The 14,451-nt window shown below is 67.9% G+C and carries 12 protein-coding genes; 5 read left to right on the forward strand and 7 right to left on the reverse strand.

The features are described from left to right. Positions 1-3 precede the first annotated feature (3 nt). The gene (locus tag CAL28_RS12040; RefSeq protein ID WP_094841601.1) at positions 4-954 is read right to left on the reverse strand and encodes a GNAT family N-acetyltransferase; all 951 of its coding nucleotides are present in this window, start codon (positions 952-954) and stop codon (positions 4-6) included. 155 nt (positions 955-1,109) lie between these two features. Beyond that, on the reverse strand, positions 1,110-1,931 hold the full coding sequence (gene fhuF, locus CAL28_RS12045; protein WP_094841602.1) for a siderophore-iron reductase FhuF: 822 nt from the start codon (positions 1,929-1,931) through the stop codon (positions 1,110-1,112). 136 nt (positions 1,932-2,067) lie between these two features. On the opposite strand from fhuF, the gene CAL28_RS12050 reads away from it, so the two are divergent. After that, entirely contained in the window at positions 2,068-3,717 is a 1,650-nt protein-coding gene (locus tag CAL28_RS12050) for a cyclic peptide export ABC transporter (protein WP_094841603.1), read from the forward strand. On the opposite strand, the gene CAL28_RS12055 is transcribed toward CAL28_RS12050, so the two are convergent. From CAL28_RS12055 to CAL28_RS12075, 5 genes are all read right to left on the reverse strand, one after another. Continuing rightward, a complete protein-coding gene (locus CAL28_RS12055; RefSeq protein WP_176463971.1) occupies positions 3,672-4,427 on the reverse strand; it encodes a 4'-phosphopantetheinyl transferase family protein in 756 nt (251 codons plus the stop codon). The two genes, CAL28_RS12050 and CAL28_RS12055, sit on opposite strands and share 46 nt — an antisense overlap. A gap of 65 nt (positions 4,428-4,492) precedes the next feature. Further along, positions 4,493-5,755 (reverse strand): oxalate/formate MFS antiporter, encoded by a 1,263-nt coding sequence (gene oxlT, locus CAL28_RS12060; protein ID WP_094841605.1) that lies wholly within the window; start codon positions 5,753-5,755, stop codon positions 4,493-4,495. Between the two features lie 181 nt (positions 5,756-5,936). Next, entirely contained in the window at positions 5,937-7,097 is a 1,161-nt protein-coding gene (locus CAL28_RS12065) for a DSD1 family PLP-dependent enzyme (RefSeq protein WP_254926102.1), read from the reverse strand. Between the two features lie 15 nt (positions 7,098-7,112). Beyond that, entirely contained in the window at positions 7,113-8,648 is a 1,536-nt protein-coding gene (locus CAL28_RS12070) for a M81 family metallopeptidase (protein ID WP_094841606.1), read from the reverse strand. Between the two features lie 7 nt (positions 8,649-8,655). Further along, complete coding sequence (locus CAL28_RS12075; RefSeq protein ID WP_094841607.1) at positions 8,656-9,651, reverse strand: Bug family tripartite tricarboxylate transporter substrate binding protein; 996 nt, start codon at positions 9,649-9,651, stop codon at positions 8,656-8,658. A gap of 203 nt (positions 9,652-9,854) precedes the next feature. On the opposite strand from CAL28_RS12075, the gene CAL28_RS12080 reads away from it, so the two are divergent. The 4 genes from CAL28_RS12080 (at position 9,855) to CAL28_RS12095 (ending at position 14,304) form a co-directional block, all read left to right on the forward strand. Next, entirely contained in the window at positions 9,855-10,766 is a 912-nt protein-coding gene (locus CAL28_RS12080) for a LysR family transcriptional regulator (RefSeq protein ID WP_094841608.1), read from the forward strand. A 68-nt stretch (positions 10,767-10,834) separates the two neighbouring features. Beyond that, positions 10,835-12,703 (forward strand): PhoX family protein, encoded by a 1,869-nt coding sequence (locus CAL28_RS12085; protein WP_094841609.1) that lies wholly within the window; start codon positions 10,835-10,837, stop codon positions 12,701-12,703. A 245-nt stretch (positions 12,704-12,948) separates the two neighbouring features. After that, a complete protein-coding gene (locus CAL28_RS12090; protein ID WP_094841610.1) occupies positions 12,949-13,914 on the forward strand; it encodes a Bug family tripartite tricarboxylate transporter substrate binding protein in 966 nt (321 codons plus the stop codon). Positions 13,915-13,995: 81 nt separating this feature from the next. Further along, on the forward strand, positions 13,996-14,304 hold the full coding sequence (locus tag CAL28_RS12095) for a YciI-like protein (protein ID WP_094841611.1): 309 nt from the start codon (positions 13,996-13,998) through the stop codon (positions 14,302-14,304). Positions 14,305-14,451: the final 147 nt, after the last annotated feature.

The following is a 14,451-nucleotide window of genomic DNA, read 5'->3' on the forward strand; positions in this document are numbered from 1 at the left end:
CGTTCAGCATGCCGGCGCGGCGATGTATGCGCCGGCCGGTCCTCTAGGTATCCAGAAGCGCTCCGCGAAGAAGCGCTCGCGCGATAGCGTGCCCAGCATTGCCCGCTTGTGCGGGAAGTCGAAGGCCTTCTCCAGCGCGTAGCCGCTGCGCGACAGATTGCGCAGCATCCGCGCGTTGTCGATGCGAGGCTCGATGACGATGCGCTGGGTGCGGGGGTCGTCCAGGAACAGGTAATGCGAAATCGACGGCAGCCAGGCGGGCACGTAGCGCGCGCCGCGGAACGCCGGTTCGCCGATCAGCACGTGCCAGCCGCGGTCGTAGTCGCGCGCCTCGCAAAAGGGCGCGATGCGGTCTTCCTTGGCCCAGTAGGTTTCGAAATAGCCGAAGGGCACGTTGTCCAGGCAGGCGATCAAGGCCAGCATGTGCGGGTCCTCGGCACCTCGCCGCAGATAGTCGCGGTGTTTTTCCAGGGGGCCTTCTTCCTGCCAGAAGGCGGCCACGTGCGGATCGTTCATCCAGCGGTTCAGCCGCTCGCTATCCAGCTCCGCGCTGGCGACGCGCAGCGACAGCGTGGCCCCCAGCCAGGAAATGGGACGCCGGTAGACAACGCCCGCGGGCTTGGGCGGGCGCAGCGGGTGGCGGTAGCCGCCCGTCATCGTGTAACGCAGGGGGAAGGGTTCCGCGCGCCGCTCGGGCAGCCAGAGCGGTGCGTACTGGTAAAAGGCATCGGCCGCCAGCCGCGTCTGGCCGTCCGGCGGCGCATCCAGCAGTCCCTGGATGCGCAGGCGTTCCAGATACGGCGGCGGTGCGTCCAGCACCATGGCGTCGGCCAGCGGATAACGCGTGAAGGCGGCTTCGGCGGCCGCCAGCAGGTCGTCGAATGACGGGATAGCGCCGCCCGGCCCCGGCCATGCCAGCCGTGGCGATTGCGTCTGATCCCCTGCTTGGTCCATCGATCCATTTCCCCCAGTAAGGGCCCGGCCGGCGTGCAGCCATGATGCGGTCCGTATTCTTGAGAGACGAATGAGAAAGGTTGCTGTTTAGCCCCGGCGCGGCCATGGTCCGGCGCATCGATCCGGGCGCGGGCCGTCCGGGCCGACCTGGCCGGTCAGTCCGGCAGGACCGCCGCTGGCCGCCGATTGCAGGGCGCGAGCGGGCACGGATCGCAATAGCCGTGACCGGGCAGGCGGTAATAGAGGCAGCAACGGCGCAACAGCGCCACATGCCGGCCGCCGCGCTCGGCATATCGTTGTTGCCGGTACAGGGGGTTGGGCGCATCGCCTTGCAGCGTGGCCGTATCCAGCAAGCGCTGGCGGTCCAGCGCGATACCGGGTTGGCCGGGCATCGCCTGGTCCAGGCGCGACAGGGTCATGTCCAGCAGGCGCGCGGCGTTGCCCCAGGCGACGGCGCGGGGCAGGCGCGCATGGATGGCCAGCGCTTCGACCAGTGGACGCAGGTGATCCTCCAGCAGCGGGGCATAACGGTGCAGCGTCGGGGCGCCGGCCATGGGGGTGCCGTGGTGCGGCAGGACGAAGCGCCATGCGGAACCATCGCGCGCCCAGCGCGGCACGACCTCGGCCGCGCCGACGGGCAGCACGCGTCCCAGCACGCTGGCCGCCGCGGCCACCGACGGAATCAGGCGTTCGAAATAGGTCAGGCTCCAGACCGATGCCACCACCATGCGATCGGTACTTCGGAAGTGGCGGGCCTGCGCATCCAGCAGGCGGTCCAGGGCGCGGGGGTCGGCCAGCACGCGTGCCAGCGTGGGCCGCGCGGCCCGGGCACCGTCCCCGGCCGGGTCCCGCATGGCCGCCGATGTGTCCGCCCGGGTGTCCGGACCGGTATCCGATTCCAGCACCAGCCGCCGCGCGTGCCGCTCCAGGCCGCCGGCGTACAGGGGAACGAGCGGCGCGATCAGGCGGTACGGCACGTCGGCGCCGGAGGAAGTTTTGCGGGCGGCATAGTTATGCAGACGAACCGGCGCGGCGAAAATTCAGTCGGGTAAACATCGCCCCCTCTGGTTCGTCACCTTATGGCATGGACTTCATTCACAGCCGGTGCCCCCAGTGATCAAACAGCTCGTCAAACAGACGCGGGGCCTGCTGGCCATGGCGACACTGGCCAGTATCGGCACCGGGGCGGCCAGCGTCCTGCTGGTGGCCCAGATCAACATTGCGCTGACCGCGCCGTCGGCCGACCGGACGCAGCTGGCATGGCGCTTCGCCGCCACCGCCGTGCTGGTGATGGTCTTCCGCATGGTGTCCGCGCTGCTGTTCGAACGCCTCAGCCAGCGTACGCATGCCGACCTGCGCCGGTCTATCGCCGAGCGCGCGGTCCACGCGGATTTCGCCTCCCAGGAACGGGTGGGCGCCGACCGCCTGCAATCCGCGCTGACGGAACACAGCGCCAACGTGGCCCAGTACTTCGTCAGTTTGCCCGCCATCCTGACCAATACGGTCGTCGTGGCCGGCTGCCTGGTTTATATGGCCATGCTCTCGTGGCGCGTCTTCCTGGCGGCGCTGCTGGTCGTCGGACTGGGCTCGCTGGGCTATCACCTGGCCCATCTGCGCGCGATCCGGCACCTGGACGATGCCTCGCGGCACCAGGACGCGCTGTTCGGCCACTTCCGCTCCATCAGCGGCGGCGCGAAGGAATTGCGGTTGAACCGCGGCAAGCGCCAGGCCTTCCTGGCCGACATGCTGAACGCCTCCATCGAAGCGGTACGCCGGGCGCGCACCCGCGGCATGTCGATTTTCGTGGTGTCGGCCAGCTGGAGCAGCTTCCTGATCTACGCCTTCATCGGCCTGGTGCTTTTCGTGCTGGCCACGGGCGAGCCGTCCCAGCAACGCGTCATGACGGGCTTCGCGCTGTTGTTCCTGTACATGGTCGCCCCCCTGGAGGCCTTGCTGCTGAACATCCCGCGGGCCAATCTGGCCAAGGTGGCGGCGGGGCGCATCGCCGAAGTGGCCGGCGACCTGGTGGCGCGCGAGCCGTCCGCGCCCGCCGGTTTCGCGGCACGCGGCGCGCGCGTGGAACTGCGCGGCGTCATGCACCGGTATTACCACGAGCAAAGCGATTATTTTTTCGCGCTGGGACCGGTGGACCTGGTCCTGGATCCGGGCGAAATCGTTTTCCTGGTCGGCGGCAACGGCAGCGGCAAGACCACGCTGGCCAAGCTTCTGGTGGGCCTGTATCGCCCGGAAAGCGGCCAGGTCCTGTTCGGCGGCGAGAACATCGACGACGCGAACCGCGACCGCTATCGCCAGGCCTTCACCGCGATTTTCTCGGACTTCCATTTGTTCGACCGCTTGCTGGAGGCGCCGCGCGAGTCGCTGGATCGCGACGCCAACGGCTGGCTGGCGCGACTGCATCTGCAGCACAAGGTGCGGGTGCGCGATGGGGCGTTCGATACACGCGCGCTATCGCAAGGCCAGCGCAAGCGGCTGGCGCTGGTGGCGGCCTATCTGGAAGACCGGCCTTTCCTGGTCTTCGATGAATGGGCGGCCGACCAGGATCCGGTCTTCAAGCGGGTCTTCTACCTGGAGCTGCTGCCGGAGCTGCGGGCGCGGGGCAAGGCGGTGCTGGTCATTTCGCATGACGACCGCTACTTCGCTGTCGCCGATCGCGTGCTGCGCATGGAAAACGGCCGTCTGTCGGAAGGCGTGCCGGCTCAGGCGGCATCCGCCCCGGATGCCCAGGCGACCGCGCCCGCATAGGCGCCGGGCAAAGGCAGGATGCGCAGGTTCAGCGACCGCAGGAGATCGCGGTCCGCCATGGCGGCGTCCTCGCAGTGTATGGCGTGCGCATCGCTTGCCGCGGGATCGGTGCGGACTTCGACGCGCTGCAGCGCGTCGGCGATGCCGCGGCCCGTGGCTTTCAGCGCGGCTTCCTTGCATACCCAGTAGCGGTAGAACTCGTCGCGTCTGACAGCGGCGGGCGCCTGCCCCAGCAACTGTCGTTCGCGCGGGGTAAGAACGATGGCGGCCAGGGCGTCGATGTCCAGGTCCTTGCGCAGTTCGACATCGATGCCCACCGGGCGCAGACGCGAGATCGCGATCAGCGCGAGCGCGCCGGAGTGCGCCACGTTGAAATGCAGTCGCGATCCCGGCCAGACCGGGCGCCCCGCGGCCGTATGGGCCAAGGCGATGGCGGCAGCGTCCGGCGCGGTTTCGGCGCCCGTATGGCTGGCCAGCAGGCGCTTGAGCATCGCCCGGGTCATGCCGAAACGCACCTGGTCCGCGCGGTGCCGGTAGCGGTCCATCCGCGCGCGCTCCGCGGCGTCCAGCAGCGCCAGGGCCGGCTCCGGCACAGGCGCCGCCAGGTCCAGTTCCAGGCACCATATTCGAAGGTCGCCCGGCGTGCCCGGCAGGGACAAGGGCACGGCCTGGTCTTCCCAGGCCCGCGTCCGGCGTTCTCCGTTTTCCATTCCTCGTGCGTGCCGCATCGGTATCGTAGCGCCGATTGTATCGGCGCGCGGCGCGCCGGTCCCGCTCAGCGCGCCGGGTATTTCGCGCGCAGCGGCTTGAGCACGGCGATCGCCAGCAGGGCGGCGGCGATGTCCAGCGCGATGGCGGAGTAGAAAACCGGATGCCAGCTGGCGGTTTTCTCGTGCATCAGCGCGGCCAGCGGGCCGCCCAGGATGGATCCGATTCCCTGGGAGATATACAGCCAGCCATAGTTGGCCGTGGCATGGCGCGTGCCGAATGTGTCCGTCAGCGTGGAAGGGAACAGGGAGAAGATTTCCCCCCAGCCGAAGAAAACCACGCCGGACAGCAAGACGAAAAGCAGCGGATGTTCGCGCGTCGCCAGCCATATCGCCATCGCGCAGCCTTCCAGGGCGAAGGCGATGAACATGGTGTTCTCACGTCCGAAGCGATCGGACACCCAGCCGAAGAAAGGCCGTGTCAGGCCATTGGTAAGGCGGTCCACGGTCAGCGCCAGCGGCAGCGCGGCCATGCCGAAGACCAGAAGATCGGCGACACCGAAATCGCGCGCGAAGCTGCCCATTTGCGACGTCACCATCAGGCCGGAGGTCGACATCATCGTCATCATGACGAACATCAGCCAGAACAGCGGCTGCTTCAGCATCTCGCGCGGCGCCAGGCCGCTGGCCGCGCCGGCGGTTTGCGGCTGCGCCTGCGTCGCGGCAGCGTCCACGGGCGATCGCAATCCCTGCGCGGCGATCACGCCGATCACCGCGAACAGCACGCCGAAGCGCCACAGGGTGTTTTCCAGGCCGGACTCCGCCAGGGCGCTGGCGATGGGGAAGGTCGTCAGGATGGCGCCCATGCCGTAGCCGGCGGCAACCATGCCGGCGGCGAAGCCGCGCCGGTCGGAAAACCAGCGCACCATCAGGCCGACCACGCCGACATAGACGATGCCCGTGCCCAGGCCGCCCACGATGCCGTAGGTCAGGTAAAGCATGCCGATGCTGCCGGCCGATGCGGCCAGGATCCAGCTGCATCCGGACATCAGCGTGCCCAGGGCGATGAGACGCCGCGGACCGAAGCGGTCGATCAGGCTGCCCTGGAAGGGCGAGAAAAAGGTCTGCAGCACGATCAGCAGCGAAAAGGTGATCTGCAGTTCGGACAGCGGTACGCCCAGCTTGGCGGACAGGGGCTTGGTGAAAAGCGCCCAGACATATTGGGGACTGGAAATGGCCATCATGCAGATCAGGCCAAGTCCCAGCTGGGTCCAGCGATTGCCCAGGATGTCCCTGGGTGTGTCGAGTGCGGCTTCCGTGGATACGCTCATGAGATGGCTCCAGGCCTTGTTGGTCTGGAGTAAGCCTGATGCAAAGCTTGTGCCAACTCCACGGCGGGGCGATGCGCCTTGGGCATGCGGTTCATGCCCCGGTCCGTGGCCGCCCGGCACGCACTTATGGTGCAGCGCATGCCCCTGCGTGGTGCGGCGTCGGGGGTATCCTGTCGCCGGCCTACCAGCCGCGGAAGCGCGGCCAGTGCGCGACGACCCGGCCGGAATCGTCCTGGATGACGTGATACATCTCGTGCTGGGCACCGGTGGCGCAGGCGTGGTTGGGCAATATCCGCACCATCGTGCCCAGCGGCAGGTCGGGCAGCGTCGCCGTGCTGCCGGGACGCAGGGCCAGGATGCCTTGTTCCTGGTTGGTCTCGCGCATGACCAGGTCCGCATACGGCTTGCCATCGATGTCGCATACCACGCCGTAATACTGGTCGACTTTCTGCTTGGCCGTGCCGCGGTCGCGCGACATCGCCATCCATCCGGCGTCGACCAGGATCCAGCCTTTGTCCTCCTGATGGCCGATCACCGTGGTCAGCACGCTGAGCGCGATGTCGTCCTGGCGGCAAACGCCCAGGCCCGCCATGAACAGGTCGAAGAATACGAAGACGCCCGCGCGCAGCTCGGTGACGCCCGTCAGGTCGCGGCTGAACAGGGCGGTCGGCGTCGAGCCCACGCTGACGACGGGGCAGGGCAGCCCGGCCGCGCGCAGCGCTTGCGCGCAGGAGACCGCCGCGGCCCGTTCGCGTTCGGCCATGGCTTCGATGGCCTGGGTGGTATCGCAGTTATAGGATTCGCCGGCATGGGTCATCACGCCGCGCAGTTCCGCGCCGTGGTCCTGCAGCGCGCGTCCGATGGCCAGCAGGCGGTCCGTCTGGCCCGGTGCCACGCCGGCCCGATGCCCGTCCGAATCGATCTCGATCAGGCAGGGAATGCGCATCCCGCTGGCGCGGGATTTATCCGCCACCGCCCGCGCGCCGTCGACGCTGTCGACCACGATGGTCAGGTCCACGCCCTGCTGCCGCAGCGCTACCACGCGGTCCAGTTTGTTGGGGGCGATACCCACGGCGTACAGGATGTCCTTCACGCCGGCCTGCGCGAACTGCTCCGCTTCCTGCAACGTCGAGACGGTCGCGGGCCCTTGCGGCGTATCCATGACCCGGCGCGCGACGTCCATGGATTTCGGGGTTTTCAGGTGCGGGCGCAGTTGCACGCCAAGGGCGCGGGCGCGCTCGCGCATGCGTTCGATATTGGCCGTCATGCGGCGTTCGTCCAGCACCAGGCTGGGCGTTTCCTGTCCTTGCAGGCGGTCGTGATCGATGATCGACGTGGTCACGAAGTCTCCATGGGTTTAATGGGACAGCCGTACGGTCGGCGTCCATTCGGTATCGGGGTCCAGCGGCACGACGGGGCGCGGCAGGCGCCGGAAGTCGAAGCGCGACAGGATGGGCGAGGTCAGCCCCGGCGCGTCGACGCTATGGATGCGCTCCGGCGGAAAGAACTCGTCGAAAGCGGCACGGAAATGACCGCGCGATTTGACCACGACGGTGCGTGCCGCGCCGATGTCCAGCCCGAACATTTCGAAGAAAGTGGGTTCGTGGCACTGGTGGCGGTGGGTGATGACGACGATCTGGATGCCGTCGACGGCGATCAAGGCCGAAGGGCCCAGGTCGAAGCTGCACCCCGCCAGCTGGCCGCGCCGCCCCACGCCCTTGCCGTCGCGCAGCGCCACCACGGTGGCATCGGCCTCGAAGGGCTCGGAATAGCGCGTGGTTTCGCTGCGGTTGAAGCGTGCCCGCAGGGCCGCGCCCACGCCGGCCGCATGCGCGTCGGCGGCCAGTTCGGGATCGGTGACGACACCGGCAATCACCCCGCGCGCGCCGGCCTTCAGTAGCGCCCGCAACAGGTAAGGCGTGTTGCCCCGCGCGCCGCCGCCCGGATTGTCGGCCACGTCCGCCAGCAGGACCGGCGGCCGCGCGGCATCGTTGCCCGTCGCCACGGCCAGGGCCACCGCGTCGTCCAGCGGCATCAATTGGGGAAAGAAGGCGGCGCGGTCGCGCCATGCCGGCGTGACCAGGTCCAGCGCCGTGCGCCGGGCCAGTTCGGCGTCGCCGCGCGTGGTAACCAGGACCGTCAAGCCATTCTTCGGCGTATCGCCATAGGCGAATCCGCCCATCGCCGACACGTTCAGGATGCGCGGATCGTCCAGCGCTTCCGCCTTGTGGATCATGTCCGCGTAGGGGCCGGTGCCCGCCGCGGTCAGCAACTGCGTGGGCGGCGCGCAGACCGGCATGCGGACATGGGCGACTTCCACGCGCAGGCCGGCCAGCAGCTCGCGCAAGACGTCAGCGGCTTCCGCGCCGCGTTCGGCCATGTCGACGTGCGGATTGCGGCGATAGGAAATCAAGGTGTCGACCTGGTCGACCATGCGGTCCGAGACATTGGCGTGCAGATCCACCGTGGCGACGATCGGTACCTTCGGACCGACGATGCGCCGCACGGTTTCGAAGACCAGGCCGTCGGGGTCGTCCTCCTCGGTGGTGATCGCCGCGCCGTGCTCACAGATATAGACGCCGTCCAGGGGCAGGGCCGCGCGCAGGCGGCTCTCGAACTGCGCCAGCGTATCGGCGAAGAAACCGTGTTCCACCGGCCCGCCGGATTCCGCGTTGGCGAACAGGATGGGCACCGGCGTCCATTCCGCGGTGGCATCCATGCGGCGCACGAAGGCGGGGATTTCCGGCGTCATGCGAGGCGTCGCGTCGCGCGCGTCGCGCATCAGCTCCGCGCCGGCCAGATAGGCGCGCGATACGAAGTCTTCGCGGGTGGAGACCGGCGCGTAGCGGTTGGATTCGATGGCGAAGCCCAGCAGGGCAATGCGTAGGGACATGGCGTGATCAATCCTGTTTCTCGATATGGGCGTCGGTGATCAGGTCGCCCCATTTGCGCTGCTCGGCCGCGATGAAGCGCGCGAACTCCTCCGGTGTGCCGGGCGTGCCCGGCGAGGCGCTGGTGTTGGCCAGATCCTTGGCCAGGGAATCGCTGACCAGCACTTTCCGCAACGATTGCGACAGGCGGTCGATGATGGGCTGCGGCGTGCCGGCCGGGAACACCAGGCCGCCCCAGGATACATTCTCGTAGCCCTTCAGGCCCAGTTCGTTCAAGGTGGGCATGTCGGGGAACAGCGCCACGCGATCCTTGCTGGTGATCGCCAGGGCTCGCAGCTTGCCGCTCTTGACCAGGGGATAGGCCACGGACGCATTGGTGAATGTGTAGTCCAGCCGTCCGCCCGCCAGGTCGGACAGCGACGCGGGATCGCCGTTGTAGGGAATGAACATCACGTCCACGCCTGCCATCTGCTTGAACAGTTCGCCCGCCATTTGGCCGCTGCTGCCGATGCCCGCCGCGCCATACGACATCTTGCCGGGCTCGCGCTTGGCCTGGGCGATCAGGTCCGCAACCGTATGGATCGGCGAATCGCCGCGTACCACGAGCAGGTTATAGACGGCGAACATCTGGCCTACCGGCGCGAAATCCTTGACGGCGTCGTAGGGCAGTTTTTTGAACAGCGCCGGATTGACCGCCAGCGTATTGATATTGCCGTAGCCCAGCGTGTAGCCGTCCGGGGCCGCGCGCTTGATCTGCGCCATGCCGATGTTGCCGGCCGCGCCCGGGCGGTTCTCCACGACGAAGTTCGCGCCGGTATCCTCGGCCACGTGCTTGAGCACAATCCGGCTGAGCACGTCGGCCGAGCCGCCGGCCGCCGAGGCAATGATGACCGTGACGGGCCGGTTGGGCCAGTCGGAGCCGGCGGCGTGGGCGGTGGATGCCAGCAGTCCCAGCGCGCCGGCGGCGATCAGGGTGGTCCAGGCATGGGCAAGGGTACGTCGCATACAACCTCCAGGATGGGGAGCGAGGCCGCGCCGCTGGCCGGTCCCCGCCGGATACACGGGCGGGCCCGTGTCCATGGCTGGTGCGGCCGCCGTGAACGGCAATGAGGTAAAGCACGGATGCCGCAAGTATGGAGATAAGGCTAAAGTCCCGGGTTAACCGGCAATGAATCCATTCTTAAGCCGGGGCTTAATGGAGCAAGGGGTTGCTGTCCAGCGAAGACCTGCGTTTTTTCCTGACCGTGGTGGCCGCGCGCTCGTTGGCGGAAGCGGCGCGCACGCTGGATGTGACACCGCCCGCCGTCACCCAGCGGCTGGCGGGACTGGAAAGGCGCCTGGGCATCCGGCTGGTCGAACGGACCGGCCGGCGCATCGCGCTTACCGACGAAGGCGAGCTGCTGGCCGCGCGCGGGCGCCGGATCTGCGAGGACCTCGGTCAGTTGGCCGATACGCTGGGCAGCCGCGGCAGCGTCATCGCGGGACATCTGCGCGTCCTCGCGCCCCTGGGATTCGGCCACCGCTACGTGGGGCCCGCCGTCGCGCGGGTGCGGCGCGATTACCCCGAAGTCACCGCCACGCTGACGCTGTCAGACCGCCCCGGCCGCGTGGCCGAGGACGGGTGGGACGTCCTGGTCCATATCGGCGAATTGCGCGATTCGGCGCTGGTCATGCATCGCATCGCGGCCAACCGGCGCATCCTCTGCGCCGCGCCCGCCTACCTGCGGCGGCGCGGCATGCCGGCCCGTCCGGAGGACTTGCGGACGCACGAATGCATCGCCCTGCGGGAAAACGACGAGGACGTCACGCTCTGGCGTTTCACCGACGCGCGCGGCGAAACGGCCAGTGTGCGCATCGATCCGGTCCTGGCCAGCACGGAAGGGGCGGTGGTCCATGATTGGGCGGTCGCGGGCATGGGCATTATGGTCAGGTCGGAATGGGATGTCGCGGGCGACCTGCGCGATGGCCGGCTGGTCGCGCTGCTGCCGGGTTGGCGCCTGCCCGATGCGGATGTGATCGCGCTGTTGCCCTCGCGCCAGGAGCGCTCCGCCCGGACTTCCCATTTCCTGACGTGCCTGCGGGCGGAGGTGCAGGCGCATCCCTGGACGGTGGCCGGCTGACAAGAAGCTGTCAAACTTGCCGGGCAACATGTGCAGGACCGAACGCCGCCCGGCAAGGAGAGAACCGCATGTCGCACTCGACCGACCAAGCAAAGACACGCTGCCTTGCGCTGTTGCCGGATGCGGCCGAACCGCCGACGCCGCGTCCGGGCCAGACGCTGGACGACGTACTGGCATTCGATCCGGCGCGGCGGATCTGGCTGAAGTCCGGCCTGGGGGCGGCCGTGCTTTCCCTGTTCGGCGCGCCCGCCCTGGCGGGGAATGCGGATAGAACCAACGGTGGCGCGGATGTCGGCGGCAAGGCGCCGGATACCGGGCGGCCCTACACGGCGGGACTGGACCCCGCCCAGGACTACACCGTCCGCTTCGAGTCCGTGCCCCGCTCGCTGGCCGATCGGGTCGTCGTGCCGCCCGGGTACGAAGTACAGGTGCTGTTTTCTTCAGGCGACGCCGTCGAAGCGGGATCGACGTCCTGGACCGAAGGCGTCTTTCCCTCCTGGGACGTCGCGGGCCGGCGCGCCGGCGGAGATCACGACGGCATGCATTACTTCGAGCTGCCCGGCGTCGACCCGCGCAGGGGCGGGCTGCTGGCGATCAATCATGAACAGGTCGACATGCGGGTCTTTTTTGCCGAGGAAACGTTCCCGGGCAACGCTTTCGACGAAAAGACAGCGACGCCCGAACAAAAGCGCGTCGCGCTGTCGGCGGTCGGCGTTTCCATCATCGAAATCGAGTTCGATGGCGGTACATGGCGCATCCAGCGCGATTCCCGCTACAACCGCCGCTATACGGGCAACACGGTCTATGACGTCGGCGGCCCGGCGCGCGAACGCGTCGGCGCGACGGTAACCGGCACCTTGAACAACTGCTCCAGCGGCGCCACGCCGTGGGGCACCTACCTTACCTGCGAGGAAGCGACGTTCAACTATTTCGATTCCAGCCAGCCCAGGCACGGCTACGGTTGGGTGGTGGAGCTGGATCCACAGGGCCGGATCCTGCGGCAGGGCGTCAAGCGCACCGCCATGGGACGCTTCAACCATGAAAACGTCGCCTGGCTGGACGACGCCGACAGGCGCGTGGCGTTCTACATGGGCGACGACAGCACGCCAGGCTGCATCTACAAGTTCGTGCCCGACCGGCCCTACGATGCCGCGGACCGCGCGGCCAACCTGGGATTGCTGGACGAAGGCACGCTGTATGTCGCGCGGTTCGAACCCTCGGGCCAGGGCAAATGGCTTCCATTGAAGCAGGGCCTTCCCGGCCTTACCGCCGCCGAGGGCTACGCGACGCAGGCCGACATACTGGTCGAATGCCAACGGGCCGCCGTGGCTGCCGGCGGCACGGTGATGGATCGTCCCGAGTGGATCACCGTCGGTCCCGGCAAGGATATCCACGTGACGCTGACCAATTACAACGGCCGGGGCGGCAAGGTGCCGGTGGACGACGCCAACCCCCGGCCGGAGAACCACCATGGCCATATCATCCGTTGGACGGAAGCCGGGCACTCGCCGCTGGCGACCGCGTTCACCTGGGACATCTTCCTGCTGGCCGGGGATCCGCGGCAGGCGGCCGCGCAAGGCAAACCGAATCTCGCGGGCAATATCCAGGGCGATAGTTTCAGCAGCCCGGATGGCCTGCGCCAGGATCCGGCAGGGCGGTTATGGGTCCAGACGGATATGAACCTGGGCGCGGTCGCCACGCCGGCCGTCTTCGGCAACAACGGCATGTACTGCGTCGATCCGGCGACCGGGCAATCTAAGCGCTTCCTGGTCGGCCCGGTCGGCTGCGAACTGACCGGCGTCGCCTACACGCCCGACCTCACCACGTTCTTCGTCAACATCCAGCACCCCACGCAGGCCTGGCCCACCGCCGGTCGCACACCGCGTTCGTCGACCCTGGCCATACGGCGCACGGACGGCGCGCCGGTCGGCGCGTAGCCCCGCCGGGCGCACGATCCCCGGGCAGGCCGCGATCGCCCGCGTGGCGTACCGGGCGGGCCCGCCCTTGCGGGATCGCGCCGCCGCGGCAGAGCACCCGCGCGGCGGGGAAGGCGCTTGTACACGCGGGTATACAATCCTGCCGCAAGTGCTCGCGGGACGCGACGGTCTTCAAAAAGCGCGGCATCAGCCGCCCCTCGACCGTTTTTGCCAAGCTCCCACAAACCTGGATATCAGGAGAAAACATGAAATTCGGCAAATCCCTGCTGGGGAAGTTGCTCGCAGGCACCGTGCTCTGCGCCGGCACCCTGGCGGCCCACGCCGCCGGTTGGCCCGAGAAGCCGATCACCCTTGTGGTCCCGTTCCCGCCCGGCGGCACCACCGACATCGTCGGCCGCCCGCTGGCGGAAGCCCTGGCCAAGAAACTCGGCAAGCCTGTCATCGTGGACAATCGCGCCGGCGCGGGCGGCACGATCGGCGCGGGGTACGTTGCGCGTTCCAATCCGGACGGCTACACCATTTTCCTGTCGACCATCGCGCACACCATCGCGCCTTCGACCTACGACAAGCTGCCCTACGACTTCGAAAAGGATTTCGCGCCGATCACCATCATCGCGTCCTCGCCGAACCTGCTTATCGTCAATAACAACCTGCCGGTCAAGACCATTCCGGAATTGATCGACTACGCCAAGAAGAATCCGGGCAAGCTGAACTTCGGTTCGGCAGGCATCGGCAGCACGGAGCACCTGGCTGGCGAGCTGTTCAAGAGAATGGCCAAAATCGATATCGCGCACGTGCCCTACAAGGGTGGCGCGCCGATGATGGCGGACCTGATTTCCGGCCAGATCCAGATGGCCATCGAAACCAGCGGCTCGGCACTTTCGCAGATCCGGGCCGGCACGGTCCGCGCCCTGGGTGTCAGCAGCGAGAAGCCCAGCGCCTACTTCCCCGGGATTCCCGCCATCGACGAGGCCGGGCTGCCGGGCTACACCTTCTCGACGTGGTATGGCCTGGTGGTTCCGGCCAAGGTGCCCAAGGATGTGCAGGCCAAGCTGTACCAGGCCACGCTGGAGGCTTTGAAGGACCCGCAGATGGCCAAGGTGCTGGAAACCATCGGCGCGGAGCCGGGCGGCGAGAAGCCGGAAGTGTTCGGCAAGTTCATCGTCGACCAGACCAACAAGTGGCATGACATCCTGAAGGGCGGCAAGTAAGCCGGCGGGCGCCTTGCCCGACCGTATGTCATCGACACGGCCGCCGGTGTTCCGGCGGCCGTTTTCCTGGAGGCATGGATCATGCACTACCTGCTTGCCTACGAGTTGGCGCCCGATTACCTTGCCCGCCGCGGCCAGTTCCGCGACGCGCACCTGGACCTGGCCTGGCGGGCGTCCCAACGCGGCGAAATCGTCCTGGCCGGCGCCGCCGGCGATCCGATCGACAGCGCGCTTCTGTTGTTCGAATCGGATAGCCCGGCGGTAGCGGAAGCCTTCGCCAGGAACGACCCTTATGTGGTCAATGGCCTGGTCACGCGCTGGACGGTCAAGCCCTGGCACACCGTGGTCGGCGCGAAAGCCGCCACGCCGGTCAGGCCCGGCGGCGCCTGACGCCGGTCCGGCGGCCTTAACCGCCCGCGAAGGGTGCCTATCCGGAACATGAATTCCCAAGGCGGGCAGAATCTCCTACAGTCGTGCTGTCGCCCGCGTGCCGGCATCGTCTATCCCGGTGGCGGTCCGCGTGGCGGCCGCGGCCGT

Source organism: Bordetella genomosp. 11, assembly GCF_002261215.1.
GTDB lineage: Bacteria > Pseudomonadota > Gammaproteobacteria > Burkholderiales > Burkholderiaceae_B > Bordetella_C.